The sequence below is a fragment of the Frateuria sp. GZRR35 genome (genome assembly GCF_051900415.1).
Taxonomy (GTDB): domain Bacteria; phylum Pseudomonadota; class Gammaproteobacteria; order Xanthomonadales; family Rhodanobacteraceae; genus Frateuria_A.
The window spans coordinates 30,763-57,353 of the sequence record NZ_JBHZGL010000013.1 but is presented as its reverse complement, the minus strand read 5'-3'; the positions used below and the strand labels follow the sequence as shown (position 1 = coordinate 57,353).

Sequence of the window (26,591 nt, the reverse complement as noted above, 5' to 3'; positions counted from 1 at the left end):
AGCTGGAGCCACGCCCCAATTCACCTCTGCTAGACTAACCGGCGTTTGTGCGGCGTTTGCTCCGCCCGCACCGAGATCGATCGCGGCGTGCCGCGGTTCACCCATCCCCGACCTCGACGCCGCGTTTCCATGACCCTGATTCCGCAATGCATTCACCGGCTCGTCCCGCCGGCCTGCCGCTTGTCCCAAGGAGACTGAAATGGCCTGGAACGAACCCGGCAACGGCCAGCGCGATCCCTGGAACAGCAAGCGCCCCGGCAGCAATGGCAACGGACTGGACGATGTTTTCCAGCGTCTGCGCGCCCGGTTGGGCAAGCACGGCGGCCCCGGCGGCATCATCACGATCGTGCTCGCGCTGGTGCTGGCCTGGCTGCTGTTGAGCAGCTACACGATCGTCGATGCCCGCCAGGCTGGCGTCGTGCTGCGTTTCGGCCAGTACAGCCGCACGCTGCCGCCCGGTTTCCATTTCAAGCTGCCGCAGCCGGTGGAGACCGTCACCAAGGTCGAAACCACCCGCGTGCGCTCGCTGCAGGACAGCGTGCGCATGCTGACCCGCGACGAGAACATCATCACCATCGACTTCACCGTGCAGTACCAAGTGAACGATGCGCGCGCCTATCTGTTCGCGGTGGACGACGTGGAAGACACCATCGCCGCCGCCTCGGAGGCCGCCGTGCGCTCGGTGATCGGCCGCAGCGACATGGACACGATCCTCTCCGGCGAGGGTGCCGCGCTGGTCGGCGAGGCCAGCCAGGCGCTGCAGAAGACCCTGGACAGCTACCACTGCGGCCTGCAGGTGACCGCCGTTAGCTTCCAGAACGTCGCGCCGCCGGCCGAGGTCAAGGACGCTTTCGACGACGTCAACAAGGCGCGCGAAGACAAGCAGAGCATCGAGAACAACGCACTGGCCTACGCCAACAAGGTGGTGCCGGTGGCGCGTGGTGACGCCTCCCGCATCGCCGCCGAAGCGGCCGGCTACAAGGCCGAGCGCATCGCCCGCGCGAAGGGCGATGCCGAGCGCTTCAGCCTGTTGCTGAAGGAATACAAGGCCGCTCCCGAAGTCACCCGCAAGCGCTTGTGGCTGGAAACGATGGAGCAGGTGATGGCCGGCAATCGCAAGGTCATCGACGGTTCCAACGGCCGCACCATCATCAACCTGCCGCCGGCCGCGTCGGCGAGCCCGGCCGCGGCCGCCATCACCACCGATGACGCCAGCGACAAGGGGAGCCAGCCATGAAGATCGTCTGGGCCGTGATCGTCGTCCTGCTGGTCCTGCTGGGCCTCAACAGCGCTTTCGTGGTGCGCGAGGGGCAGAGCGCGCTGCTGCTGCAGTTCGGCCGCATCGTGCAGACCGACTACCAGCCCGGCCTGCACTTCAAGGCGCCGCTGATCCAGCAGGTCATGCGTTTCGACAGCCGTATCCAGGGCCTGGACGCGCCGCCGGAGCGTTACTTCACCTCGGAAAAGAAGAGCGTCAACGTCGACTTCTACGTGAAGTGGCGTATCGCCGACAACGCCGCCTACTACCGCGCCACCAGCGGCGACGCCAACCAGGCGGCACAGCGGCTGAGCCCGGTCGTCAAGGACGCGCTGCGCTTCGAATTCAACTCGCGCAGCCTGCAGGACCTGATTGCCGGCGGCCGCAAGGACATCACCGAGCGCGTGCGCAAGCAGACCGATGCCGCCGCCCGCAAGAACCTGGGCATCGCCGTGGCCGACGTGCGCATCAAGCGCATCGACCTGCCGGAGGAAGTCAGCGAATCGGTCTACAAGCGCATGCGCGCCGAGCGCCTGCAACTGGCCAACGAACTGCGCTACACCGGCCAGGAACAGGCGGAAAAGATCCGCGCCGACGCCGACCGCCAGGGCCAGGTGCTGCGTGCCGACGCCGAGCGCGACGCGGCTGCCGTGCGTGGCCAGGGCGACGCGCAGGCGGCCGCGATCTATGCGGGCGCCTATGGCCAGGACCCGGAGTTCTTCGCGTTCTATCGAAGCCTTTCGGCGTACAAGACCGGTTTCGCCGATGGCCATGGCACGCTGGTGCTCAAGCCGGATTCCGAACTGCTGCGTTATTTCCAGGACAGCGCCAAGCGCTGAAAATCGATGCCGCACGAACTGTCCGTGGCACTGTGCCTGGTGCTGGTGCTCGAAGGCCTGATGCTGTTCGCTGCGCCGCGCCACTGGCAGTCGATGGTGCGCCAGGCGCTGGAGCTTTCGCCGCGCACGCTGCGCGTGTTCGGCGCGGTGGCGGTGGTGGCGGGGCTCGCCGTCCTGCAATTGGTGCGCTGAAGCTTTTCCTGTTTCCCACACTCACGGCTCCCGCGGGAGCACCCAACGAGCGAGAACTTTCATGGGCAAGTCAGTCGTCATCCTTGGAGCCCAGTGGGGCGACGAGGGCAAAGGCAAGATCGTCGACCTGCTGACCGAGCGGGTCAGTGCCGTGGCGCGCTTCCAGGGCGGCCACAATGCCGGCCACACGCTGGTGATCAAGGGCAAGAAGACGGTACTGCACCTGATCCCCTCGGGTATCCTGCGCGACGACGCGCTGTGCCTGATCGGCAATGGCGTGGTGCTTTCGCCGGCGGCGCTGATGGAAGAAATCGCCGAGCTCGAAGGCAACGGCGTGGACGTGCGCTCGCGCGTGAAGATCAGTCCGGCAACGCCGCTGATCATGCCCTACCACATCGCCGTGGATAAGGCGCGCGAGGCCGCCGCCGGCAAGGGCGCGATCGGCACCACCGGCCGCGGCATCGGCCCGGCCTACGAAGACAAGGTCGCGCGTCGCTCGATCCGCGTGGCGGACCTGATGTACCCGCACGAGCTGCCGGCGCAGATCAAGGCCGCGGTCGAGTACCACAACTTCATCCTTACCCAGTGGCTCAAGGCCGAGCCGGTCGACTACCAGAAGGTGCTCGACGACGCACTGGCCTGGGGCGAGTACATCCGTCCGATGGTCGACGACGTCGCCACCATCCTGCACGACGTGCGCGCCGAGGGCGGCAACATCCTGTACGAAGGTGCGCAGGGCGCGCTGCTGGACATCGACCACGGCACCTACCCGTACGTCACCTCGTCCAACACCACCGTTGGCGGCGCATTGGCCGGCACCGGCGTGGGCGCGGGCGACATCGACTACGTGCTGGGCATCTGCAAGGCCTACGCCACGCGCGTGGGCGGCGGCCCGTTCCCGACCGAGCTCGAGGACGAGATGGGCGAGCTGCTGCGCAAGAAGGGCAACGAGTACGGCGCCAGCACCGGCCGTCCGCGCCGCTGCGGCTGGATCGACCTGGTGGCGCTCAAGCGCGCGGTGCAGATCAACGGCATCAACGGCCTGGCGATCACCAAGCTGGACGTGCTGGACGGCCTGCCGTCGATCAAGGTCTGCGTCGCCTACGAATACCGCGGCAAGCGCCGCGAGCTGGCGCCGCTGGACGCCGACGGCTGGGCCGAGTGCAAGCCGGTCTACCTGGAGTTCCCCGGCTGGGAGGAATCCACCGCCGGCATCCGCGACTGGAACAAGCTGCCCGCCGCGGCTCGCGCCTACCTGCGCGCGGTCGAGGAGCTGTCCGGCTGCCGCCTGGCCATCGTGGCCACCGGCGCCGACCGCGACGACACCATCGTGCTGGACGATCCGTTCGCCTGAGCGGCCGCCTGCTGGCCCCCGTCCGACAAGAAAAGCCCGCCTCGGCGGGCTTTTCTTTTTGCGCAGATCGTCCCGGTAGCCCGACAGCGGCTAACGCCTTGGCGGTAGGGGGGGGGCGCCGGTCTTTTTAAACTGGTGTGTTGATTCCTCATAGTTCAAGCTCTATGTTGATTGTTGCCATATCAACACGAAGGTTGATCTTCCGATGGATATCATCCGGGTCCCCGACCAGCTTGGCCCAAAGCTCCGCGCCGTGCGTATGCAACGTGGCCTTACCCAGGCCGACGTCGCGCGCCAGCTCGGCGTGACCGTGCAGGCGGTTTCCCGGTTGGAGGCCAACGCGGGCCGTGCTTCCTTCGACCGCATCCACCGGCTGTGCCTGCTGCTAGGCCTGGACCTGGCCTTGCAGCCGAGGGATCGCCCGCGCGCGGGTGGTGCCACCGAGTCGCGGCCGGAGTGGTAGGACGTGGCCTCGCGGATCATTGCGCTGGACGCCTGGATGAACGGCTTTCACGTAGGCCGCTGGGAGCGCACGCGCAGTGGCGCTGACCAATTCGTCTACGACCCGGCATGGATGGGCGCGCCCGAGGGGCGCCCGCTGTCGCTGTCGCTGCCATTCACGCAGGGTGGCGTGCCGCTGCGCTCGCCAAGGGTGGCCGCCTACTTCGAGAACCTGATTCCCGACAACGAACGCATTCTCAGGCGCCTGCGCGACCGCTACCGGGTGGCTTCCGGCTCGGCATTCGACCTGCTGGCAGCGATCGGGCGTGACTGTGCCGGTGCCGTCCAATTGGTGTCGGCCGGTGAGGAGCCGCGCGATCCACGCCGCATCGACGCGTTCGCGCTCGACGAGACAGGGGTCGCCCAGCTCCTGCGCGATGCGACCACCGGCGGCCCGCTGGGCGCGAGGGAGGCCGATGCATTCCGCCTTTCCATCGCCGGCGCCCAAGAAAAAACCGCACTGCTCAAGCACCGCGGTCGCTGGTGTGTCCCGCAGGGCGCCACCCCCAGCACGCACATCTTCAAGTTGCCGCTCGGACTGGTCGGAAACTTTCGTGCGGACCTCAGCGCCTCGGTCGAGCTGGAATGGCTGTGCATGGAGATCGTCCGCGAGTGCGGGCTGCCGGTGGCCAAGGTCGAAATCGGCCGCTTCGAGGATCAAAAAGCGCTGATCGTCGAGCGTTTCGACCGGGTCCTGTCGCGCGACGGCACATGGTGGCAACGCATTCCCCAGGAGGATGGCTGCCAGGCCTTCGGCCTGCCTCCTTCGCATAAATATGAGGCTGACGGCGGTCCTGGAATTCGCCGCATCATGGAACTGCTGCGTGGCTCGGCAACTGCTCTGGAAGATCGTGCGACTTTCTTCAAGGCACAGGTGCTGTTCTGGCTGCTCGCCGCCACCGACGGCCATGCCAAGAACTTCAGCCTGCGGCTGCTTCCTGGCGGCGCTTATCGGCTCGCGCCGTTGTACGACATCCTGTCGATCTACCCGTTGATGGGGCGGGGAGCCAATCAGCTGGACCCCCGCAAAGCCAGGCTTGCGATGGCAGTCGAGAGCCGCAACCGCCATTACGTGCTTCACGACATCCACCGCTGGCACTGGGTTGCGATGGGCAAGCAATTGGGCGGCTTTACCGACCTTGCATGGCTGGAGAGCCTGCCCGACGAGGTGCTCGGTGCCCTCGAGCGCGTAGCGCTGCGGCTACCCGAGGGCTTTCCAGCGCCTCTGTTCGAAGTGGTTGCACAGGGCATCCGGCAGGCGGCTCGACGGCTAGCGAGCGAACCGGATCAGCGCGTGTAAGAGGAGGGGTCAGTACATCCGCATCGACGAAGCGCGGATCACGAATCGCTCCTGTTCCGCCTCAGGCCCCGAAGCGATGCGCGCCAGCTCGTCGTCCAGCCGCTGCACCGACTGGCCGGCGCCCTGCATCCGCTCGCGCAGCATGGCGTTCTCGCGCATCAGGCGGTCGCACTCGTCGTGCAGGGCGCGCATCGAGCGCTCCAACTGGTTGCAGCGCAGTTGCAGGGGATTTCGCATGGCGTGGGTCTCGTTCGACGGTCAGGCGCGGTGGGCGGACATGCGGCACGGGCGCCAACGCGGTCGCCGCCCGTGAGGTGATGTTGGCCGGACGACCGTGAGGCCATCGTCTAACGGACGCTAGGAAAAAGCTCAGGCGCGAGACGGTCGGGACAGGGGCGGCGCCTGCCTGCCGCCGGTCGACCGGCCATTCACGCGCGGCGTGCCAAAGCTCGCCCTGTTGCAGAGCGGGAGAGTGGCGTGGGAGCAGCGGTCATACAGGGCAACGTGGGCTGGCCACAGCGGCTGTGGATCATCCGCCACGGCGAGAGCGCAGGAAACGTCGCGCGCGACCATGCGGAGGCGTCGGGCGCGCCGCTGATCGACCTCAAGCATCGCGATGCCGACGTGCCGCTGTCGCCGCTCGGCCTGGAGCAATCGCAGGCCCTGGGCGCCTGGGTGCGGGCATTGCCGGAGGATGACCGGCCCACCACCTTCATGGCCTCGCCGTACAAGCGCGCCAGAGAGACCGCGGTCGCGGTCGCCGCCGCGCTGGGGCATGTGGGTGAGGACGTGGTGGTCGACGAGCGTCTGCGCGAGAAGGAATTCGGCGTGCTCGACCGCTACACGCGCGCCGGCATCCGCGCCAAGTTCCCGGAGCTGGCCGAGCAACGCCAGTTGGTCGGCAAGTTCTACTTCCGCCCGCCCGGCGGGGAGAGCTGGTGCGACGTGGTGCTGCGCCTGCGCAGCATGCTCGGCGACCTGCAGCGCAACCACGCGGGCGAACGGGTGATGATCGTCGCCCATCAGGTCATCGTGAACTGCTTCCGCTATCTGCTGGAGCGGATGGACGAGAGCACCATCCTGGCGATCGACCGCAACGGCGACGTGCCCAACTGCGGCATCACCGAGTACCTGGAGGCGCCCGACGGCTGCGGCCTGCTGCTCCAGCGCACCAATGTGGCGCCTTTGGTGGAAGCCGGCTCGCCGGTGACGATCGAATCGGACCGGCCCAAGGGCGCGCGGTGAGCCCGGCGGAGGCCAAGCCGCAGCGCCTCACCGCGCGGCTCCTGCGCGGCATGCCGTTGCCCGATCCGGACGGTGGCAAGGAACAGCGCGGAAGGGTGCTGGTCATCGGCGGCTCCCGCCGCGTGCCCGGCGCGGCCTTGCTTGCCGGTACCGGGGCCCTGCGCGCCGGTGCCGGCAAGCTGCAGGTAGCCACCGCCGAGGACGTGGCGCTGCCGTTCGCGGTAGCGATGCCCGAGGCGCTGGTGCTTGGTCTGCCGGTCGACGCGCAGGGCGAGCTCGTGCGCGGCAGCGCGGCCCTGGATCAGGCCCTCGACGGCTGCGATGCGGCGTTGGTCGGCTCCGGGATGAGTCCCTCGCGGGCGACCGCCACGCTGGTGCAGCGGGTGTTGCGCCGTGCCGCGGGCACGCTGGTGATCGACGCCGGTGCGCTCTCGCCCGAGCTGCGCGCGCCGCCTGGCAAGCCCTGGGTGCTGACCCCGCACGCGGGCGAGATGGCCAAACTGTCCGGGCAGGAAAAAGCGCAGGTCCAGCAGGAACCGCAGGCTCTGGCGCGCAGCTTCGCGCGGCGCACGCGCAGCGTGCTCGTGCTCAAGGGCGCCACCACCTACGTCGCCGCACCGGACGGTCGGCTGTGGATCCACCATGGCGGTTGCCATGGGCTGGGCACGTCCGGTTCGGGCGACGTGCTGGCCGGCGTGATCGCGGGGTTGGCCGCGCGCTGTGGCGACCCGGTGCAGGCTGCGCTGTGGGGCGTGTTCGTGCATGCCGAGGCCGGGCGCGCGCTGGAATCCTCGGTCGGGTCGCTCGGCTTCCTGGCGCGGGAGATTCCCGGGCCCGTGCCGCGCATCCTCGATCACCTCCGGTCCCGATCATCGTAGGCGCCACGAGCAGCGGCTAGGAGGAGGACAGGTTCCAGCACGCGAGCATCGGGCCGTGTTCGCCGCTGACCGGGTCGCACGCGGGGAAGGGCAGTTGCGCGATGCGATCGACCATCTCCTGCGTGGGCGCGACACGGCAGACGTCCCACTTCTGCCCGGGCGGATAGGCACCGACGACCAGCAAGTCATCGCTCGCCCCGATGCTGCAGTGTCCGGTGCCGGCGGGCAGCAGCACCACGTCGCCCGCGCCGACCCTGACCTCGCGACCTCCCGGGCCGCCAAGCACCAGTTGCGCCGTGCCCTTGGCCACGCCGAGCACTTCATGCGCGGTCGAGTGGTAGTGGTGGAAGTCGTAGATGCCTGCGCGCCACTGCGGCGGCCATCCGTTGTCGTCGAAGCGCGTCTCGAAAGTCGATGCGGCATCGTCCCCGAGGTCGTCGATCGCCTCGTGGTAGAGCAGCACGGGCAGGCGCGGGTGGTTGGGGACCCAGTCGTGGGGCGCGAGCCGGAAGGCTTCGGTCTGCATGGTTGTTGGCCTGTGCATGGCGTCGCGCGAGCTTGCCGTGGCGCATGTGCACGAATCGACTAACGCTCCGGCCATTGTCGCTGCACGCCCTGCTGACCTTCGCTCGGGCACCATCAAACCCAGCAACCGGAACGGGAGAACCCCATGGGCAGCATCGACGACCCGCGCGGTCGAACCAACGCGAACCTGCAGGACGCCATCGGCAAGCGGGCCGAGCAGAGCCAGGTTCAGGCCGAAGGCGAAACCCGTGAATCCATCGAGCCGGCGGGCGGCACCGGTGGGGAAAGTGGCAATGGCCAGATGCGCCCGCACCACGGTTTCGGCGATCCGCACGGGCAGAAGGCGATGGGCGAGCCGGTCGATCCGGAGGCGATCCTGCCGGTGCCCGAAAATGGCCCCACCTACCAGACCGGCGGCACGGGCCTGGATCTGCAGCAGCAGATTGAAGAGCGCAAGCATCGGGAAAGCGGCGTCGGCTCGACCAAGGGCCATGGCGTTGGCGGGAAGGGTGACGGTGGGCTTGATCCGCCGCCGGGCGCGCCGACCCGCGGCGGCCGCGCCTGAGCAGGCGGTCAGGCGGCGGCGCGCTTCGCTCGCTGGCGTGAAAGCAGGGGCCAGGCCGGCCCGCGTGACGCTCGCCACACACACGCCCGCTCTACTGCTACCCAGGCATGGTGGCCTGACTTGAAACGCGGAACCCACCGCCATGCCTATCGACGAGTCCTTGCCCGCCATCCGCCCGACCGCCAGCGGCAGCAGCCACTCCGGAGCGCAACGTCCCGCGCCAGCCTCGGCGAGGGAGCCGGCCGTGCCCGGCGGCGTGCCTCCCATGTTCGCTAGCCCTCTCGGCCCGCGCCCCGAACCTCGCGAGGGTGCACGCGAGCAGTGATCGGCATCGCGTGCCGGTCACGGGCCGGCCGCGTGCAGGCGATCACGCGGGGAGCAAACGCAGCGATGCGCAGCGGCCGGATCGAGCCGGGGATGCAGGTGCTGACCAAGCCGTTCGTGATCGACAGCTGGTCGGTGACGTGGGTGGCTGACGATGGCAAGCCTTTCCGTGGTCCCCTGGCGCCGCGGCAGAGTTAAAGGAACAGGCGCGGTGGCCGCTATAGCACGGAGAAATGCCGGCTTGTCGGCTTCGGGGACGCCATGGTCGGTAGCTATCGCCTCAGTCTGGAGCTGCTCTCGCTGCTCATTGGCTGCCTGATCGCCTATCAGGCGATCGATGCGACAGGGCGCATCGCCGCCTCGCGCGCAGCCGCGCACCGCGTGATCTGGTACGCCGTCGGCGCCTGGATGGTCGGGCTCGGCCTGTGGTCAGTGCATTTCGTGGGCATGCTTGCGCGCCTCCCGCAGGCGGTGGGCACGTTCGATCCGGTGCTGAGCACGGCGTCGGGAATCGCCGCACTGGCGGTCGGCGCGGGCCTGTTATGGGTGGCCGATTGCCAGGTCATGGGGCGGGTGCGCTGGCTGGGCGGCTCGCTGATGCTGGGTGTGGGCGTAGCCCTCATCCACATGTTCAGCGAGGGCGCGCTGCATATCGCCGGCGGCATCAGCTACCAGCCGCGGGTATGGCTCTACTGGGTGCTGCTGTGCACGTTCGGGGTGGCCGCCGGCCTGCGCCTGATGCATGCGTTCCGCCCGCGGCCAATGCGCGCGCTGTATGCCCGTCGGGCGTACTTGTCGGCCCTGATGGGGCTGTTGATCGTGGTGTTGATGGACTTCACTACCCGGCTTTCCTACGGCGACCGGCCGGTGTCCGCGCTGGAAGCCTCACCCGGGGCCATATGGCTCGGCAGCGTGGTGAGCATGGTGGCCGTGCTGGCGATGGGTTCGGCGCTGGCCTTGTCCGAGCTCGTGGCGAGGTTGTACGTGCGCGCGCAACGGCTTTCCGGTTCGCTCGACCACCTCAACAACCGCTTGCGCCATCTGGCCACGCACGACCCCTTGACCGGATTGCCCAACCGCCACCTGCTGGCCGAACGCATGGAGCGGGCGCTGGCGCGCGCCCGCGCGGGACATGGTCACCTGGCCGTGCTTTACATCGATCTGGACGGCTTCAAGACCATCAACGACACGCTCGGCCACAGCTTCGGCGACGATCTGCTGCGTGCCGTGTCCGGGCGACTGGCCGGCGCGCTTCACATCAACAGCCTGGCGCGCATGGGCGGGGACGAATTCGTCGCGGTGCTCGAACACATGCGCAGCCCGGAATCGGCGTTGCGCATCGCGCAGCAATTGATCGGGCTGATGCAGGACAGTTTCGACGTGCGCGATACGGCGCTGCGGGTCACCCCCAGCATCGGCGTGGCCTATTACCCTCGCGACGGCGAGAGCGTGGAGGAGCTGGTCGCCCACGCCGACGCAGCGATGTACGAGGCCAAGGATGGCGGCCGCAACGGCTACCGTTGCTACGACCCATCCATGCGCGACCGCGCGATGCGCATGCTGGCGATCCAGCGCGGCCTGCAGACCGCGGTGGAGGACGGCAGCCTGTCGCTGCACTTCCAGCCCAAGCACCGCGGCGACACCGGCGCCCTGGTCGGCGCCGAGGCGCTGCTGCGCTGGTGCCACCCCGAGCTGGGCGCGGTCTCGCCACTGGAATTCATCGGCGTGGCCGAGCGCAGCGGGCAGATCGCGCGGCTCGGCGAATGGGTGATCCGCGAAGCCTGCCGCCAATTGCGTGACTGGCATGATCGCGGCCTCGCGCCGGTGCGCATCGCGATCAACCTCTCGCCCATGCAGATCCAGCAACCCGGACTGGTACAGACCGCGGCCGGTATCGTCGGCGCGGCGGGTCTGGAAACCTCGCAGATCATGTTCGAGGTGACCGAAAGCATGGCCATGCGCGACGCCGAGCGCACCACCGCGATCCTCCAGGATTTCCGCGCCCACGGCTTCGAGTTCGCCATCGACGACTTCGGTACCGGCTATTCCAGCCTCGCCTACCTGCAGAAGTTCCAGGTGCGCCAGCTCAAGATCGACCAGTTCTTCGTACAGGCGCTGGACCAGGGCGGGCACGAGCCGCGCGCGATCATCGCCGCGATCATCGAGCTTGCGCACACTCTGGGCATGGAAGTGGTGGCCGAAGGCGTGGAGACCCAGGCGCAGGCCACGGCGCTGCGCGCCATGGGTTGCGACCAGGTACAGGGCTACCTGCTGGCTCGCCCCATGCCCGCTGCCGAGTTCGAGCAGCGCTGCCTGGTTGCGGCACAGGCAGGCCCGATGCAAGGGGAGCTTTGCTCGCCCGCCGGCGCGTGAGTTGCGGTCCGTGCCATGGGGCATGCCGGCACATGCCAGCGCGGCGATATCGGACGGCTAGCGTTCCCCAGGCCGCCGAAGACGGGTGAATTCCGAGAACTCCCACTTGCGCAGGGCAATGATCGCGCTGCATCCGTCGCGGGCTTCCAGTGGCAGGCGCGCGTCCTCCCGGGCGAGGTGCTCGAACTCGGCTGCCAGGCGCTCGATCGCTGCCTTCATCCTCACGCGCGATGCGCTGGACAACGTGCCGCCTACAAAGTGAAGGGCGTCGCCGTCACCTTCAAAGCGGCTGTTGAAGAATTCCGGCAGCACACGCGTGAGGAAAAAGACCTGGACCGGGCCATCCTTGCGCCAGGCGAAGTTGCGCGCGGTCAGCTTCTTGATCCGGCGAGGCGGGCGGTAATCCAGGATGCGCAGGGCATCGAGCTTGAGAAGCAACGAGACCAGTTCGTTCTCGTCGATGCGGAACGAGGCCATGATCTCGCTGAAGCGCCAGTCGCTCACGACCAGATAGGTAACCAGCAGCAGTTTCGAATCGGCGACCAGCGCCGCCTCCTGGCGCTGGCTCAATTCGGTCAATGCCGCGCCATTGATCCGGTCGTGACGGATCAGCTCGTCCACGCTGACGCCAAGCGCCTCGCAGATGCGGTCCAGCCGATGCAGTGAAAAGTCGCCCTTGCCGAGGTCGCGCTTGATGGTTGCTTCGCTCAGGCCCAACAACCCGGCCAGGTCGCGGTAGCTCATGGCTCGTTCGCGCAGGACCGCGCGAATGGCGTCGACGACGATACGGGAACCGGCCATGGCCTTCCGTCGATGGTGCGGGCAGGTGCCCGGTATCAGGTTACGATACCGGCACGGTCGTTTGCGGGGAATCTTGCACGCCGATTTGCGGCAGGCGGCCCGGGACCTGCAGGCTGCGTCCATTGAATGGACCCGGGCTTGAGGACCGCGACATGACCATGGCAATGCCTGCGCTTCCCGTGCGCATTCTGGGCACTGGCGAGCACATTCCGCACGAACAGGTGAGCTCGGCCGCTCTTGATAAGCGGTGGGGCAAGCCGGCAGGCTGGACGGCCCGTCATTCGGGCATCGACCACCGCCATTTTGCCGGTGCCGGCGAAACGACGTCTTCCATGGCCGCGTCGGCGGCGATCGGGGCCCTGGCGGCTGCTGGCCTGGAGGCCGGCGAGCTGGATTGCATCGTGTCGGCCTGTAGCGTGCCCGAGCAGGCCATTCCCTGCACCGCGGTGCTGGTCCAGCGCGAGCTCGGGCTGCACGACAGCGGCATCGCCGCCTTCGACGTGAATGCCACTTGCCTGAGCTTTCTGGCCGCGCTGGACATGCTCACCGCCGCCATTGCAGTGGGTCGCTACCAGCGGGTGCTGCTGGTATCGAGCGAGGTCGCCTCAGCCGGGCTGCCGTGGCATGACCCGGCCACCGCCATGCTGTTCGGCGACGGTGCCGGAGCGGTTGTGCTGGGCCGTGCGGATGACAGCGAAACGGGCGTATTGGGAAGCCATTTCCAGACGTTCTCCGCTGGCGCGGAGCTCTGCCGGGTGCGGTCGGGCGGGACGCGGGTCCGGCCGGCTGAAGGCATGGACGCGTTCATGCAGGGCGCGCACTTCGAAATGCGCGGACCGGCGACGTACCGCATGGCGGCACTGCGCCTGCCCGCGTTCCTGCGCCAGTTGTTCGAGCGCGCCAACGTCACCCTGGAGCGGCTTGCCTGCATCGTGCCGCACCAGGCCAGCGTGAAGGGCCTGGCCCATCTGGAGGCGGCCTTGCGGCTGCCCGCCGATCTTCTGGTCCGCAGGTTGCATGAACGCGGCAATCAACTGGCCGCGTCGATCCCCGTGGCGCTGCATCACGCGGTTATCAGCGGTCGGTTGAAACGCGGGCAGCTCGTCGCGCTGGTCGGATCCGGCGCGGGCCTGTCCTTCGGTGGTTCGGTACTGAGGTACTGATCGTGGCGCGCGTACTGGTAACGGGGGCGACGGGCTTCATCGGTTCGCACGTCCTGCGGCGGCTGGCCGATGCGGGCCACGATGTAGTCGCAAGTGGCCGCGACAGGGCCCGCCTGGACGCGCTCGAGCGGGACGGCGTGCAGGTCGCGCCGGCCGATTTGGTATCGGAGGCGCTCGAATCGCTGGTCGATGGCGCGGAGGCGGTGGTGCATTGTGCGGCACTGGCCTCGCCATGGGGGCCGCGCGAGGCTTTCGTGCGAGCGAACGTGGAGGCCACCGGCCGGCTGCTGGACGTTGCGCGCAGAGCGGGTGTCCGGCGGTTCGTGCACCTGTCGTCACCGAGTATCTATTTCCAGCTGCGGGATCAGCGGGATATCCCCGAAGCGTTCGCGCCGCCCGAGCGTTGGATCAACGCCTACGCGGAAACGAAATGGTTGTCCGAGGAGCGCGTGCGGGATGCCGTCGAGCGCGGACTGCCGGCCGTTGTCCTGCGCCCGCGCGCGGTATTCGGCGAGCGGGACCAGGCCATTTTCCCGCGGCTCCTGGCGCTGGCACGCCGCGGCTGGTTTCCCATGATCGGTGGCGGCAAGGCGATGGTGGACGTGACCTATGTCGGTAACGTGGCGGCAGCGGTGGAGTCCGCGCTGAAACCGCATGTCCCGGCGGATGGCCGCAGCTTCAACATCACCAATGGAGAGCCGATGCCGGTAGCCGAGTTGCTCTCCATGTTGTTCGCGTCATTGCGCTTGCAGGTTCGCACGGTGCGGCTCTCGCGTGGTGCTGCGCTGGCCCTGGCGCGGATGGCCGAATGGGCCGCCCATGTCCGGCCGGGCAGCCCGGAGCCGCGCCTGACCCGGTACGGCGTTGGAGTGCTCGGTTTTTCGCAAACGCTGGATATCCGCGCGGCCCGCCAGCAACTGGGGTACGCGCCTCACGTGAGCGTGGCCGAAGGCATCGAGCGTTTCGCGCGCTGGTGGGTAGCTCATGATCCGCATTGACTACCGCATCTACGAAGCCGGGCATTGCACTCATCCCGAATGCGCCACGCGAGCAGGCGCACCGCTGGCGCCTTCGCGGTTTCCGGCATTGGCGTTCGCGCTTCGCCATCCCGCACGGGGCATGGTGTTGTTCGATACGGGCTACTCGGAGCATTTTCTTGCCGGCACCGCGCACATGCCCGAAAGGCTTTATCGAACGGTGACACCCGTGTCCCTGGGGGAAGGGCGTTCCCTGCAAGCGCAGCTTCAAAGCGACTGGCCTGACGAACCGGTTCGATCGATCGTGCTGTCCCACTTGCATGGCGACCATGTGGGGGGCCTGCTGGACTTTCCGCGGGTGCCGCTGTTCTGTGCACGGGAGGCGTGGGAGGACATGCGCGGACGCAGCCGTTTCGGCGCGCTGCGCAAGGGGCTGCTGCCCGCACTGCTGCCGGGCGATTTCCTGCAGCGGGTCACCTGGATCGAAGACCTGCCGACGATCCGCCTGGAAGGCGCGCTGGCTCCATTCGGTCGCGGCCATGACCTGCTGGGAGACGGCAGCCTGTTGGCGGTCGCGCTACCTGGCCACGCTGCGGGCCACTACGGATTGTTGTTTCCGGATGCGGCGGGCGTGACCACGTTCCTGGTGGCCGATGCCGCCTGGTCCACCCAGGCCATTCGCGATGCCGCGCCACCGCCGGCCGTGGTGACCGCCTGGCTTGGCAATACCCGTTGCTACCGTGAAACGCTCGCCCGCCTGCATGCACTGTCGAAACAGGCGCCGTCCATCCGGTTGCTGCCTTCGCACTGCAGGGAGGCAAGCGGCCCATGAACCGGCTTGTCGATGGCCTGCAGTTGCTCGCCTACTACGCCCAGGCACGCCGCCTGCAGCGGTTGGCCTCGCGCGAGGAGATCGAGCGGCACCAGCAACGTCGCTGGCAGTGGCTGTGCGCCAACGTGTTGGTGCGCTCGCCGTTCTACGCACCATACGCATGCGCCCCGCTGCGCGAGGTGCCGCAGATCGACAAGTCCGGCTGGATGGCAAACTTCGATCGCATCAATACCGCCGGCATCCGCCGTGCCGACGCCTTCGACATCGCGCAGGAGGCCGAACGGTCCAGGGATTTCACCCCCACGCTGGGCGGCATATCGATAGGGCTCTCGACCGGTACGTCGGGTGCGCGAGGGCTGTTCCTGGCCAGCCGCCAGGAGCGGCTGCGGTGGGCCGGCACGCTCCTGGCGAAAATGCTGCCGCAAGGGGTGTTGGCCAAGGCGCGCATCGCCATGCTGCTGCGTGCCGGCAATAACCTGTATGACACGCTGTCAGGCGGCGCGCGCCTCCAGTTCAGGTTCTTCGACCTGGCACTTCCGCTGGAGCGCGTATGGCAGGACCTGGCTGCCTTTGGCCCGACGATCCTCGCGGCTCCGCCAAGCGTGCTTGCCCTCGCCGCCCGGGAACACCGCGCCGGAAGAATCCACCTCGCGCCGACGCGCGTGATCGCCGCGGCCGAGGTGCTGGAACCCGGCGACGCCCGGTTTGTGAGCGATACGTTCGGTGTACCGGTGGAGCAGATCTACCAGGCGACCGAGGGCTTCCTGGGGCATAGCTGCGGACACGGCGCCATCCATCTGAATGAGGATTGCCTGGTGGTCGAACGCGACTGGATCGACCGCTCCACGGGTCGCTTCGCGCCGGTCGTCACCGACCTTTACCGGCATACGCAACCGGTCATCCGCTACCGCCTCAACGACGTGCTGGTCGAGCGCGCCGAGCCCTGTCCCTGCGGTTCACCCTGCCTGGCGCTGGAGCGCGTCGAAGGTCGCGAGGACGACATCGTCTGGCTGGGGGCGGCGGCAGGTGGCCGCAACGTGCCGCTTTTTGCCGATCTCCTTTCGCGTGCGCTGCTCAACGCAGCGGCCCACATCGAGGATTACCGGATCGAGCAGACGGGGCCGGAGCACCTGCGCGTGGCGGTCTCGCCGCAGCTCGATCCGTCGCGGGTTCCGGTGGTTGCCGGTGCGCTGCGGGCGTGTGCCGAACGCGCTGGCGCCCTGCCGCCACGGATCGAATTTGCGCCTCTGGTGCAGCAGCCGGCCGTGATCAAGACCCGCCGTGTGCGTCGCTTGATCCCGGTGGAACACGCCTATGCCTAACGTGCTTATTCTCGGCGCGCGCGCGCCGGTGGCGCTGGACCACGCACGCCGGTTCTTCCACCAGGGCTGGCGGGTGATCATCGGGGACAGCGTCTCCTGCCGCATGACCGGCTGGTCCCGCTCCGTGCATGCAGCCGTCCGCCTGCCGTCTGCGCGTTTCGCCCCGGGTGCTTATGTGCAGGCCCTGCAGGAGGTGATCCTCGCGCACGGGATCGGGCTGGTCGTACCTACCTGCGAAGAGGCGTTCTTTCTCTCGCACTATCGGAAACGCTTGCCGGCGCAGGTGCGCATACCCGTCGCCGATGCCGGCACGATGCGCAACCTGCACAGCAAGTGGCGTTTCCTGGAACTGGCGCGCCAGTGTGGCGTGACCGTCCCTGACAGCGCACTGGTGACCACACTTGCCCAGGCGCGGGAATGGGCCGCGGGCCGGCCTGTCGCGATCAAGCCGGAGTACTCGAGGTTCGGCGTGCATGTGCGGTTGTACCCGGAAGGCATACCTGCGAAAGCGGCGCCTCTGGACGGTCATCAGGGCGCCTGGGTGGTGCAGCGCTTCTGCCGTGGCACCGAGCTGTGCTCGTACAGCATCCTGGACGAGGGACGGCTGCGTGCGCATGTCGCGTACCGACCGACCTATCGCCTTGGCGGAAGCTCGAGCTTCTATTTCGAACCCCGCGCTTCGGCACCGGTCCGCGACAGCGTGGAGGCGATCGGGCGCGCGACGGGCTACACGGGGCAGATTGCCTTCGACTGGATCGAAGCCGCCGATGGCCAGGTTCACGCGCTCGAATGCAATCCACGTGCAGTGAGCGGGGTGCACCTGTTCGGTCCTGACGCGGCCCTGCCGGCGGCCCTCGCCGGCACGGGCGGGGGATGCGCGGAACCCGACGATGCTCCGCGGATGCTCTCGTCCGTGATGCTGCTTGCCGGCGGCGTGCAGGCGCTGCGTGCCGGCGGCGCCGGTTCGTGGTGGCGTGATGCGCGCCGTGCGCGTGACGTGATCGCGGAAGCCGGCGACCGACGTCCGGTGCTGGGTGGCCTGGTGGACGTTTGCCTGCATGCGCGAACGGCCGTCACTGCGAAATGCACCGTGCGCGAGGCATCGACCCGCGACATCGAGTGGGATGGCCGCGCGCTGGAGATGCCGTGACCGTCCCGGACGTGCCGCTGCAAGCGTTCAATGACGCCGCTGCCGCCTTCCTGCAGATACATCGCCATCGTCCCACGCCACCCTACGTGGCCAACCTCCGCACGGAGGTCGACGCCATCGAGACTGGCGGCGTGCGTTTCCCGGTCACGGTCAATGACGCCGAGGTGGACAACGCCTGGATCTGCTCGCCGACGACGACCTACGGCCGCTATGCACAGGAAGAAATCCTGCGACTGGGCCGGCCCTGGCTGACCGCGCCCTTGCGGGGGTTGGCCGGGGCGGCGGGATGGGTGCTGAAGCGATCGCGCATCGACCGCGCGGTGGCCATCAACAACTGGCTGGTCTCGACCAATGTCTATCCGGCATTGCGCGATATCGCGCTGGACCGGGTGATCGCCGAGGCGCGCGAGCGTTGGCCTGCGCATGCGTTGTGGTTCCGCTCGCTGAATGTCGTACACCACGCCGAGTGGCTCCATGCGCTGGGCCAGCGTGGCTTCGTCCTGGTTCCCAGTCGCCAGGTCTATCTCTTCGATCACGTCGCGGACCTGGCGCGACGTCACACCGACCTGAAGCGCGACCTTGCCCTCCGGGCTCGGGCCGAACAGGCGGATCGAATGGTGCGGCTCTCCGGCGACGACGAATTCGAACTCGCGGCCCGGCTGTATGCCGCGCTGTACGTCGGCAAGTATTCGGCGTGCAATCCCGTGTACAGCGGGCAGCTGATGCGCGCCTGGCACGAAGCGGGGCTGCTTGAACTGACCGGCCTGCGCGACGAACAGGGAACACTGGCCGGGGTGGTCGGGATGGTCCGCATGGGCCAATTGATCACCTCGCCGATCGTCGGTTATGACACCTCGTTGCCGCGTTCGGCGGCGCTCTACCGGCTGCTTTCCGCCACGGTGCTGCACCGGGCCATCGAGCAGGGATGCGCGGTGAACCTGAGCGCCGGCGTGGCCCACTTCAAACGCCAGCGCGGCGGCAAGCCGGCGATCGAGTACAGCGCCGTGCTGGTCGAGCACATGCCCAGGCCCACGCGCGCGGCCGTGGTGGGCCTGGGGGCGGTCAGTCGCACGGTGGGCATTCCCGTGATGCGGCGTTTCAGGCTTTGATGCGGGGGGGCGTCGCCTTGAGCCTGCCCTCACCGGGCTGTCTAGCCGGGCACCTCGCGCCGCGCCAGGTGCAAGAGCATCCATGCCAGCGCAACCAGGCCACCGAGACAACCCCACAGCAGCGCGAGCCTTGCCCGCAGCGGGTCGCTCGCCAGCATGTTGATGGGCACCTGCCAGGGCAGCACCACGCCGACCTTGGCGGAACTGGCCACGACGGCGAAGAACGTACCGCCGATACCGGCGGCCAGCGCGGGCACGAAACTCGCGTAGCGCAGCGCCAGCCACAGCTGCACCGCCACCAGCAACAGCGATGACAGATACATCTTCGCGTACAGCAGCGCGCCGTACGCCAGGTCGAAGCGCCCCTGCGGCGCCACCGCCGGGTCGACCCGGCCGGCCAGGTACAGCGCCGCGGCGCTGCCCAGCAGCACGCCCAGGCTCATCAGCGCCACCGTGCCCAGCACCCAGGCTGCCTTGGCGAAATAGAGGTGCCAGCGGGGGACGGGCAGGGCGCGCAGGTGGTCCCAGCTGCGTGGCCCATGCTCGACCTGCGCCACCAGCACGGTCAGCGCGGTCACGCCCATCGGCAGCATGAAGAAGGCCCAGATCGCCGCGCCCATCTGCATGCATTGCTGCCAGGGACGTGGCTGGTGCATGCGCAGCAGGTTGAAGAAAAGGAACACCGCGATCAGCAGTGGCACGCTCACGGCCAGCAGCAGCGCCAGCGAACGGCGCAGCTTGCGGTGTTCGACCAGCAAGGCGGTGGGCAGGCTCATGGCGTGGCCTCCATCGCGGCGGGGGAGTGCGAAGCGGCGGTGTACAGCCGTTCCAGCGAGGGCAGCCCCGGTTGCAGCGCGTGCACGCCAACGCCCGCGGCACACAACGCGCGGTTGAGGGCGGCTGCGTGGGGCCGCGGGTCCGCACCGGGTGCCAGGCGGGCGACGAGGGCGTCGTCCGTGGCCTCCACCTCGAAGCCGTGCGTGCGTGCCACGCCGGCGGCGCGTGCGAGGTCGTCGGCCTGGATGCGGATATCCGCCGCCAGGCTGGCCTTCAGCGCGGCCAGTTCGCCCTCCATGACCAGCCGGCCCTGGCTCAGGATGCCCACGTGCGTGGCGACCTGTTCGATCTCGCCCAGCAGGTGGCTGGACAGCAGCACGGTGACGCCCGCGCGTTCGGGTAACTCGCGCAGGAGGCGGCGCATGTCGGCCATGCCTTCCGGATCCAGGCCATTGGTCGGCTCGTCCAGCACCAGCACCGGCGGTGCGCCCAGCAGGGCGCGCGCAAGCCCCAGGCGCTGGCGCATGCCCAGCGAGTAGTCGCCCACGCGGCGGTGCGCGTGCGCGCTCAACTCGACCACCGCGAGCACGCGGGCGATTTCGCTGGCCGGGCAACCGAGCAGGCGCCGGGTGAGATCCAGGTTGGCCTCGCCGCTCAGGTTCACGTAGAAGCCCTGTGCTTCGAGCAGGGCGCCGATCCGGCGGGCCGCGGCAAGGCGGTCGGTCGCCACGTCGATGCCATCGACCAGCGCGCGTCCGCCGTCGGCGCGGAGCAGGCCCAGAAGGATCTTCAGCGTGGTGGTCTTGCCGGCGCCGTTGCGGCCGAGGAATCCGTAGATGGCGCGGCGGGGCACGTGCATGGACACCTGGTCGACCACCAGGCGGTCGCCGAAGCGGCGGGAGAGGCCTTGCGTCTGGATCGCGAGTGACACGGGGGTGTCCCGGTTTTTAAGTTGGAGCTAAAGTTATCCTCGTCGTCTGTTTTAAGTCAAACATAAAGTTTCTGGAGCCTGCCATGTCTGGACCAAACCGCTTCCAACGCCAGTGCCGCCTGTTGCGGCACGTTGCGGGCGTCGCCTGGGTTTGCCTCGCGCTGCTGCTGGTGCTGCCCTATCTGGTCGTGCCGTTGACGTCGCTGCTGGCGCGTGGCGACACGAGCGGCCACGGCTGGCGTGACTTGCTGCTGGCCGGTGTGCACGTGGTGCCAGGGGCGTTCTATCTCTGGGGCCTGTGGGCAGTGCGCCACGCGCTCGGCGAACTGGCGCAGGGCCGCCTGTTCGCTGCCGCGGTGGCGCGCGCGCTGCGGCAGATCGGCTGGGCGGTGATGGTCGGCGCGTTGTTCAACCTGTTCGCGGTGACCAACCTCACGCGGGTGATCCAGCACGGGCGCGGCGGCTACGCGTATTTCGACCTCTCCGGCATCATGCTGGTGATCATCGGGGCCGCCTTGGTGCTGCTGGCGCGACTGGTGGAACAGGCGCGGCGCATGCAGGCCGAACTGGACGAGATCCTCTGATGCCGATCCGTGTGACGCTCGATGAGGTGATCACCCGCAAGGGCATCAAGGCGCGCGAGCTGGCCGCCCGGGTAGGCATCAGCGAAACGCAGCTTTCGCTGTTCCGCTCGGGCAAGGTCAAGGGCATCCGCTTCCGCACGCTGGCGAAGATGTGCGCGGCACTGGAGTGCAAACCCGGTGACCTGCTCGACTACCAGTTCGATGCCGGCGACCTGGCGGACGTGCCGCCGGATGACGAAGAGGGCTGACCGGGAAGGCGGCCCTTGCGTACCCCAAACGAAGAAGGCCCCGCTTGTGCGGGGCCTTCTTTCGCGATCAGGACACGTTCGGTTCGCTGAACGCTTCGATCTCTTCCTTGAAGTCGTTGATCGGCACGCAACTGCAGAACACGTTCTTGTCGCCGTAGATGTTGTCCACGCGCGCCACCGGCGACCAGTATTTCTGGAACTTCAAACTCGGCAGAGGGAAGGCCGCCAGTTCGCGCGGGTAGGCGTGCGTCCACTCGGTCGCCGATACCTGGGTGGCAGTGTGCGGCGCGTGCTTGAGCGGGTTGTCCTCGCGGTCCAGGCGGCCGTCTTCGATCGCGCGGATCTCGTCGCGGATCTGGATCATCGCGTCGATGAAGCGGTCCAGTTCCTGCTGCGATTCGCTCTCGGTCGGCTCGACCATCAGCGTGCCGGCGACCGGGAAGCTCAGGGTCGGGGCGTGGAAGCCGAAGTCGATCAGGCGCTTGGCCACGTCCTCGGCGCTGATGCCGGTCGCGTCCTTGAGCGGACGCAGATCGAGGATGCACTCGTGCGCCACCAGGCCGTTGCGGCCGGTGTAGAGCGTCTCGTAGTGGGAGCTAAGGCGCTTGGCGATGTAGTTGGCGTTGAGCAGCGCGACCTGGGTGGCGCGGCGCAGGCCCTCGCGCCCCATCAGCGTGATGTACATCCAGCTGATCGGCAGGATCGAGGCCGAGCCGAAGCTCGCCGCCGAGACCATGCCCACCGGCGTCTCCTGGCCGAGCTTGCGCGGCAGGAACGGCGCCAGGTGCGACTTGACCGCGCAGGGACCGACGCCCGGGCCGCCACCGCCGTGCGGGATGCAGAAGGTCTTGTGCAGGTTGAGGTGCGAGACGTCCGAGCCCCACTTGCCCGGCTTGGCCACGCCCACCAGCGCGTTCATGTTGGCGCCGTCGGTGTACACCTGGCCGCCGTGCTGGTGGACGATGTCGCAGATGGCGACAATGTCTTCCTCGAACACGCCGTGCGTGGACGGGTAGGTGATCATCAGCGCGGCGAGCCGGTCGGAATACTTCTCCGCGTTGCGGCGCATGTCTTCCAGGTCGACGTTGCCGTTGGCGTCGCACTTGGTCACCACCACCTGCATGCCGCACATCTGCGCGGAGGCCGGGTTGGTGCCGTGGGCTGATTCGGGGATCAGACAGATGTCGCGATGGCCCTCGCCGCGCGAGCGGTGGTAGGCGCGGATCGCGAGCAGGCCGGCGTATTCGCCCTGCGCGCCGGAGTTCGGCTGCAGGCTGACCGCGTCGTAGCCGGTGCACTCGACCAGCATCGCTTCCAGGCCGTCGATCAGTTCCTGGTAGCCGGTGGTCTGCGAGGTCGGTGCCAGCGGGTGGATCTGGCCGAACTCGGGCCAGGTCACCGGGATCATCTCCGCGGTGGCGTTCAACTTCATGGTGCACGAGCCCAGCGGGATCATCGTGCGATCCATCGCCAGGTCCTTGTCGGCCAGCGCACGCATGTAGCGCAGTAGCTCGTGCTCGCTGTGGTGGGTGTTGAACACCGGGTGGGTGAGGAAGTCGCTCTGGCGCACGGCCGCGGCGGGCAGGGCGTCCGAGGTGGCCGCATCGAGCGCGTCGATGTCCGCCTGCGCGCCGAACAGGCCGGCCAGCGCGACGACGTCGGCGCGCGTGGTGGTCTCGTCCAGGCTGATGCCGACGCTGGTGTCGTCGATGCGGCGCAGGTTGATGTGCGTGGCCTCGGCCTTGGCCAGCACGGCCTTGGCGTCGATGCCGGTGACGTGCAGCGTGTCGAAGAAGTCCTTGCCGACGGCGACGCCGGCCTTGCCCAGCGCGGTGGCCAGGATCGCGGCCAGGCGATGCACGCGGCGGGCGATGCGGGTCAGCCCCTCGGGGCCGTGGTAGACGGCGTACATGCTCGCCATCACTGCCAGCAGTACCTGCGCGGTGCAGATGTTGGAGGTCGCCTTCTCGCGGCGGATATGCTGCTCGCGCGTCTGCAGGGTGAGGCGATAGGCCTTCTTGCCCTCGGCGTCGATCGACACGCCGATCAGGCGGCCTGGCATCGAGCGCTTGTAGGCGTCACGGCAGGCCATGAAGGCCGCATGCGGGCCGCCGAAGCCGTACGGCACGCCGAAGCGCTGGGTGTTGCCGACCACGATGTCCGCGCCCCAGTCGCCGGGCGCGGCGATCAGGGTGAGCGCCAGCAGGTCCGTCGCCACGCAGACGATGCCGCCGCGCGCGTGCACGGTGTCGGCCAGCGCCTTGTAGTCGCCGATGTGGCCGAAAGTGTCGGGGTACTGCAGCAGGATGCCGTAGCTGTCGACGGCGGCGGCGTCGGCATCGGAGCCCACGTGCAGGTCGATGCCCATCGCCTCGGCGCGGGTCTTGAGCACTTCCAGCGTCTGCGGGTGCACGCGGTCGGAGACGAAAAACACATTCGACTTCGACTTGCCCGAGCGCTTGGCCAGCGTCATCGCCTCGGCCGCCGCGGTGCCTTCGTCCAGCAGCGAGGCGTTGGCGATCTCCATGCCGGTCAGGTCCGCGCACATGGTCTGGAAGTTGATCAGCGCTTCCATGCGGCCCTGCGAGATTTCCGCCTGGTAGGGCGTGTAGGCCGTGTACCAGGCAGGGTTCTCCAGGATGTTGCGCAGGATGACGTTGGGCGTGTGGGTGCCGTAGTAGCCCTGGCCGATGAAGCTCCTGAAGACCTGGTTCTTGTCGGCGATGGCGCGGATCTTGGCCAGCGCGTCGACCTCGCTGATGGCCGAAGGCAGGTCCAGCGCGGCGGGCGATTTGATCTTGCCCGGCACGATGGCGTCGGTCATTGCCTCGAGCGAGTCGTAACCGATCGTGCGCAGCATCTGCGCGATCTCGGCGTCGTTGGGGCCGATGTGGCGCGCGATGAAGGCGTCGTGGTTTTCCAGGTCGCGCAGCGAGGGGTTCTTGGTCTGGCTCATGAAGGGCGTCCGAAGGCGCGTGCAAGCCGCACGCTGAGCGCCCCTCTGTCCTTTTGCCTGAGAGTTTGGAGGCTTGGCGCCTCGTGCCCCTTCGGCGGCGGATCGAACCGCTCTCTCCAGAGTGCTTTACGCAGGATGGTATGGGGCCTGAGCGATTACGGGCGTTGCGCCTTCGGCAGTGTCCGGTCCGCCTGACCCGGCACTTCTCCCACCCTGCGGGTGAAGCGGCGATTATACAGCCAGCCGAAGCCGCACATGGTCAACGCCATGGGCACGCGGACCGGGCGCAACCTTGCCACGGCGGCCGGCCTCAGTGCAGCGCCCAGACGCTGTTCGGATCGCCTTCGCGGCCCCGGCGCAAGGTCGCCCGGGCCATTCGCCCGTAGGCGATCGCCAGCAGGAGCGCAACGACATCGACAAAGAAGCGATGCCAATGCCCGTGCCACACGGCGGCGAGCAGCGATTCGCCGTAGCCGAGCCAGCCGGCCAGCGGGATGGCCGAGGTCGCCAGCGCGCACAGCCACAAAAGCTCGTGCCCCGCGCGGGCCGGCTGGCGCAGGCAGGCCCACAGCACGCAGGCGAAGAACACCGCGTAGTACACCGGCCGGCCCAGGCCCGGCGCCAGCGCGCCGGCAACGAACACCGCCGAAACACCCGCGATGCAGCCCAGGCACACGCCAAGTGTGAGCGCCGCCATCACCCGCGTGCGCCGCGGCTGCTCGGCCTGACGACGCTTGCGCCGGGTCTCGATCCACAACAGGTTGCCGCTGTAGAACAGGAAAGCGCCTGCCAGGCCCAGCACGAAGTACAGCCACTTCACCGCGTCGTGGCCGAAGTTGCCGAAGTGCAACGTCTGCAGGCCGCGCAGCATGACCACGCCCGGCGTCATGGTGCGGGGCGCCACCTGGTCGACCAGCGCGCCGCTGGCGGCGTCCAGTGTCACCGAGCCCAACTGGTTGAGCCGGCGCTGCTCGACGGTGCCGTACAGCGTGGCACGCGCGTTCGCATCACCGACGTTGACCAGCGACACACCCTCGACCTCGAGCGCCGGCATCGCCGCATGGGTACGCCGCAACAGTTCGGCCAGCGGCAGCGTGGGCTTGGCCACATGCGCGGCGGCGACCTGCGGCGCACCGTAGAAATCGCGCTCGACCAGCGGCAGCAGCTTGCCTTGGTAGACCAGGTACTGGAACGGGATCAGCAGCGCCAATCCCAGCGCCAGTACCGCGCCGCTCCAGGCGAAGATCACGTGGAAGGGCAGCGAGAGCATGCCGATGGCGTTGTGCGCGTCCTGCCACAGGCGCTTGACGTTGCGGCCGGCGCGCAACGCGAACAGGCTCCTCACCAGTGTGGGCGCGTACAGCACCACGCCGCTGACCAGCGCCAGCCCGTACAGCAGGCACACCACCCCGAACAGGTAGGTGCCGAAGGGCTTGGGCAGGCCGGCGGTGAAGTGCAAGTCGTAGATGAACTCGATGAAGTCCTGGCCGAAGGCGTCTTCCTTCAGCCTGTCTTGTCGCTCGAAGGTGAACCGGCGGGATTGGCCGGTGCTGGCCTCGAACCAGTAGGCCGAGGGCTGCGGGCCGTGTTCGCCCGGCAGAACCAGGTACACGCTCTCGGCCGCGTGCGGGTGTTGTTTCAACAGGTCGTCGAGCAGTTGCTGCGAGCGTACCACCGGGTCGGACGGCGCCCGCGCGGCGGAGCCGGTACGGTTCCAATCGGCGATCTCGTGGCTGAACACGGTGATCGCGCCGGCGTAGAAAGCGATGAACAGCGCCATGCCCGCGAGCAGGCCGACCCAGGTATGCAGCGACAGGAACCGGCGCAGAGTCGCGGCCTTCATGCCGGTCCCCCGATCCAGTCCAGCGCCCGGAAGCCATGCAGCAGGACAAAGCAGACCACCGTCGCGCCTCCCAGGCACAGCCACGCGCGCCTGGCGCTCGAGACCACGAACGCCAGCGCCATCGTCGCAATCCAGACCGGGAACGCCATCATCACCCACGGCAGCGTGGTGACCGTCGGATCGCCTGGCCACGCCAGCGCGAGCAAGCCGATCAGCCCGACGGTGAGCGGCAGGCCGAGCAGGGCGGCTGCCAGGTACCTAGCCCACATGATCGTCTCCCCGGGGCGCCGACCACCACGCATCCAGGTAGGGCAGCAGCACCAGCACCAGCATCAGCGCGGTGAGCGAGGCGAACACGCCGGCCCACGGGCCGAGCGCGAGGATCGCTGCCGCCACGGCCAGCGCCGTGGCCGCCCAGGCCGCGAAGCGCAGCCCGCGTGCCCGCGTGCGGGCACCGGGCCACAGCCGCTGGTGTGTGCTGGCAAGGTAGAAGCCCAGCGACGCCAGCGTGGAAAGAAGCAGGTAGGTTGCGGTCATGTCGGTG

Annotated in this window: 28 protein-coding genes and 1 riboswitch; of the genes, 19 read left to right on the top strand and 9 right to left on the bottom strand. The window is 68.3% G+C overall.

What is annotated here, in order from left to right; translation table 11 throughout:
• Positions 1-199: 199 nt before the first annotated feature.
• The 6 genes from hflK (at position 200) to ACFWZ3_RS14430 (ending at position 5,444) form a co-directional block, all read left to right on the top strand.
• Positions 200-1,237 carry an FtsH protease activity modulator HflK gene (gene hflK / locus ACFWZ3_RS14455; RefSeq protein WP_439708379.1) on the top strand — a complete coding sequence of 346 codons (1,038 nt, stop codon included), beginning with the start codon at positions 200-202 and terminating at the stop codon, positions 1,235-1,237.
• Positions 1,234-2,097, top strand: a complete 864-nt coding sequence (hflC, locus tag ACFWZ3_RS14450) for a protease modulator HflC (protein WP_439708378.1) — start codon at positions 1,234-1,236, stop codon at positions 2,095-2,097. The genes hflK and hflC overlap by 4 nt, the downstream gene beginning before the upstream one ends.
• Positions 2,098-2,103: 6 nt before the next feature.
• Positions 2,104-2,289: a DUF2065 domain-containing protein gene (locus tag ACFWZ3_RS14445; RefSeq protein ID WP_439701242.1), complete on the top strand. Its 186-nt coding sequence runs from the start codon at positions 2,104-2,106 to the stop codon at positions 2,287-2,289.
• Between the two features lie 61 nt (positions 2,290-2,350).
• Entirely contained in the window at positions 2,351-3,643 is a 1,293-nt protein-coding gene (locus tag ACFWZ3_RS14440; protein ID WP_439708377.1) for an adenylosuccinate synthase, read from the top strand.
• 205 nt (positions 3,644-3,848) lie between these two features.
• Positions 3,849-4,106: a helix-turn-helix domain-containing protein gene (locus ACFWZ3_RS14435; RefSeq protein WP_439708376.1), complete on the top strand. Its 258-nt coding sequence runs from the start codon at positions 3,849-3,851 to the stop codon at positions 4,104-4,106.
• Positions 4,107-4,109: 3 nt separating this feature from the next.
• Positions 4,110-5,444 (top strand): type II toxin-antitoxin system HipA family toxin, encoded by a 1,335-nt coding sequence (locus ACFWZ3_RS14430; RefSeq protein WP_439708375.1) that lies wholly within the window; start codon positions 4,110-4,112, stop codon positions 5,442-5,444.
• 9 nt (positions 5,445-5,453) lie between these two features.
• Here ACFWZ3_RS14430 and ACFWZ3_RS14425 read toward each other — a convergent pair whose 3' ends face one another.
• Positions 5,454-5,681 carry a hypothetical protein gene (locus ACFWZ3_RS14425; RefSeq protein WP_439708374.1) on the bottom strand — a complete coding sequence of 76 codons (228 nt, stop codon included), beginning with the start codon at positions 5,679-5,681 and terminating at the stop codon, positions 5,454-5,456.
• A 240-nt stretch (positions 5,682-5,921) separates the two neighbouring features.
• On the opposite strand from ACFWZ3_RS14425, the gene ACFWZ3_RS14420 reads away from it, so the two are divergent.
• Complete coding sequence (locus ACFWZ3_RS14420; protein ID WP_439708373.1) at positions 5,922-6,689, top strand: histidine phosphatase family protein; 768 nt, start codon at positions 5,922-5,924, stop codon at positions 6,687-6,689.
• A gap of 50 nt (positions 6,690-6,739) precedes the next feature.
• Positions 6,740-7,567 (top strand): NAD(P)H-hydrate dehydratase, encoded by an 828-nt coding sequence (locus tag ACFWZ3_RS14415; RefSeq protein WP_439708420.1) that lies wholly within the window; start codon positions 6,740-6,742, stop codon positions 7,565-7,567.
• A gap of 16 nt (positions 7,568-7,583) precedes the next feature.
• On the opposite strand, the gene ACFWZ3_RS14410 is transcribed toward ACFWZ3_RS14415, so the two are convergent.
• Positions 7,584-8,093 (bottom strand): cupin domain-containing protein, encoded by a 510-nt coding sequence (locus ACFWZ3_RS14410; RefSeq protein WP_439708372.1) that lies wholly within the window; start codon positions 8,091-8,093, stop codon positions 7,584-7,586.
• A 144-nt stretch (positions 8,094-8,237) separates the two neighbouring features.
• Here ACFWZ3_RS14410 and ACFWZ3_RS14405 point away from each other — a divergent pair, with 144 nt between their 5' ends.
• From ACFWZ3_RS14405 to ACFWZ3_RS14395, 3 genes are all read left to right on the top strand, one after another.
• Complete coding sequence (locus tag ACFWZ3_RS14405; RefSeq protein WP_439708371.1) at positions 8,238-8,657, top strand: hypothetical protein; 420 nt, start codon at positions 8,238-8,240, stop codon at positions 8,655-8,657.
• 321 nt (positions 8,658-8,978) lie between these two features.
• Positions 8,979-9,179 carry a hypothetical protein gene (locus ACFWZ3_RS14400; protein ID WP_439708370.1) on the top strand — a complete coding sequence of 67 codons (201 nt, stop codon included), beginning with the start codon at positions 8,979-8,981 and terminating at the stop codon, positions 9,177-9,179.
• Between the two features lie 63 nt (positions 9,180-9,242).
• The gene (locus ACFWZ3_RS14395) at positions 9,243-11,354 is read left to right on the top strand and encodes a putative bifunctional diguanylate cyclase/phosphodiesterase (protein ID WP_439708369.1); all 2,112 of its coding nucleotides are present in this window, start codon (positions 9,243-9,245) and stop codon (positions 11,352-11,354) included.
• A gap of 57 nt (positions 11,355-11,411) precedes the next feature.
• Here the strand turns inward: ACFWZ3_RS14395 and ACFWZ3_RS14390 are convergent, their stop codons facing one another.
• Entirely contained in the window at positions 11,412-12,155 is a 744-nt protein-coding gene (locus tag ACFWZ3_RS14390; protein WP_439708368.1) for a helix-turn-helix domain-containing protein, read from the bottom strand.
• A 152-nt stretch (positions 12,156-12,307) separates the two neighbouring features.
• On the opposite strand from ACFWZ3_RS14390, the gene ACFWZ3_RS14385 reads away from it, so the two are divergent.
• Genes ACFWZ3_RS14385 through ACFWZ3_RS14360 form a run of 6 tightly spaced genes read left to right on the top strand, consistent with a single transcriptional unit; the run spans position 12,308 to position 18,708 of the window.
• Positions 12,308-13,318, top strand: coding sequence for a beta-ketoacyl-ACP synthase 3 (locus tag ACFWZ3_RS14385; protein WP_439708367.1), 1,011 nt, complete (start codon positions 12,308-12,310; stop codon positions 13,316-13,318).
• Positions 13,319-13,320: 2 nt separating this feature from the next.
• Entirely contained in the window at positions 13,321-14,316 is a 996-nt protein-coding gene (locus ACFWZ3_RS14380) for an NAD-dependent epimerase/dehydratase family protein (RefSeq protein WP_439708366.1), read from the top strand.
• Positions 14,303-15,127: an MBL fold metallo-hydrolase gene (locus tag ACFWZ3_RS14375; protein ID WP_439708365.1), complete on the top strand. Its 825-nt coding sequence runs from the start codon at positions 14,303-14,305 to the stop codon at positions 15,125-15,127. The genes ACFWZ3_RS14380 and ACFWZ3_RS14375 overlap by 14 nt, the downstream gene beginning before the upstream one ends.
• Positions 15,124-16,449: a F390 synthetase-related protein gene (locus ACFWZ3_RS14370; RefSeq protein WP_439708364.1), complete on the top strand. Its 1,326-nt coding sequence runs from the start codon at positions 15,124-15,126 to the stop codon at positions 16,447-16,449. Before ACFWZ3_RS14375 ends, ACFWZ3_RS14370 begins: the two co-directional genes overlap by 4 nt.
• A gap of 28 nt (positions 16,450-16,477) precedes the next feature.
• Positions 16,478-17,599, top strand: coding sequence for an ATP-grasp domain-containing protein (locus tag ACFWZ3_RS14365; protein WP_439708363.1), 1,122 nt, complete (start codon positions 16,478-16,480; stop codon positions 17,597-17,599).
• Positions 17,596-18,708, top strand: a complete 1,113-nt coding sequence (locus ACFWZ3_RS14360) for a GNAT family N-acetyltransferase (protein ID WP_439708362.1) — start codon at positions 17,596-17,598, stop codon at positions 18,706-18,708. Before ACFWZ3_RS14365 ends, ACFWZ3_RS14360 begins: the two co-directional genes overlap by 4 nt.
• Positions 18,709-18,749: 41 nt before the next feature.
• Here ACFWZ3_RS14360 and ACFWZ3_RS14355 read toward each other — a convergent pair whose 3' ends face one another.
• The gene (locus ACFWZ3_RS14355) at positions 18,750-19,484 is read right to left on the bottom strand and encodes an ABC transporter permease (RefSeq protein ID WP_439708361.1); all 735 of its coding nucleotides are present in this window, start codon (positions 19,482-19,484) and stop codon (positions 18,750-18,752) included.
• Positions 19,481-20,416, bottom strand: coding sequence for an ABC transporter ATP-binding protein (locus ACFWZ3_RS14350; protein WP_439708360.1), 936 nt, complete (start codon positions 20,414-20,416; stop codon positions 19,481-19,483). Before ACFWZ3_RS14350 ends, ACFWZ3_RS14355 begins: the two co-directional genes overlap by 4 nt.
• Positions 20,417-20,499: 83 nt before the next feature.
• On the opposite strand from ACFWZ3_RS14350, the gene ACFWZ3_RS14345 reads away from it, so the two are divergent.
• Together ACFWZ3_RS14345 and ACFWZ3_RS14340 are read left to right on the top strand one after the other, a co-directional pair.
• A complete protein-coding gene (locus ACFWZ3_RS14345) occupies positions 20,500-21,000 on the top strand; it encodes a DUF2975 domain-containing protein (protein ID WP_439708359.1) in 501 nt (166 codons plus the stop codon).
• Positions 21,000-21,248 carry a helix-turn-helix domain-containing protein gene (locus ACFWZ3_RS14340; protein WP_439708358.1) on the top strand — a complete coding sequence of 83 codons (249 nt, stop codon included), beginning with the start codon at positions 21,000-21,002 and terminating at the stop codon, positions 21,246-21,248. Before ACFWZ3_RS14345 ends, ACFWZ3_RS14340 begins: the two co-directional genes overlap by 1 nt.
• A 67-nt stretch (positions 21,249-21,315) precedes the next feature.
• Here ACFWZ3_RS14340 and gcvP read toward each other — a convergent pair whose 3' ends face one another.
• The 4 genes from gcvP to ACFWZ3_RS14320 all read right to left on the bottom strand — a co-directional run bounded on the left by gcvP (position 21,316) and on the right by ACFWZ3_RS14320 (position 26,584).
• Positions 21,316-24,204, bottom strand: coding sequence for an aminomethyl-transferring glycine dehydrogenase (gene gcvP, locus ACFWZ3_RS14335; RefSeq protein ID WP_439708357.1), 2,889 nt, complete (start codon positions 24,202-24,204; stop codon positions 21,316-21,318).
• 35 nt (positions 24,205-24,239) lie between these two features.
• Positions 24,240-24,334: riboswitch (glycine riboswitch) on the bottom strand.
• Positions 24,335-24,514: 180 nt separating this feature from the next.
• Positions 24,515-26,047 (bottom strand): PepSY-associated TM helix domain-containing protein, encoded by a 1,533-nt coding sequence (locus tag ACFWZ3_RS14330; RefSeq protein WP_439708356.1) that lies wholly within the window; start codon positions 26,045-26,047, stop codon positions 24,515-24,517.
• Positions 26,044-26,316, bottom strand: coding sequence for a hypothetical protein (locus ACFWZ3_RS14325; RefSeq protein ID WP_439708355.1), 273 nt, complete (start codon positions 26,314-26,316; stop codon positions 26,044-26,046). The genes ACFWZ3_RS14330 and ACFWZ3_RS14325 overlap by 4 nt, the downstream gene beginning before the upstream one ends.
• On the bottom strand, positions 26,306-26,584 hold the full coding sequence (locus tag ACFWZ3_RS14320) for a hypothetical protein (RefSeq protein WP_439708354.1): 279 nt from the start codon (positions 26,582-26,584) through the stop codon (positions 26,306-26,308). The genes ACFWZ3_RS14325 and ACFWZ3_RS14320 overlap by 11 nt, the downstream gene beginning before the upstream one ends.
• Positions 26,585-26,591 lie beyond the last annotated feature (7 nt).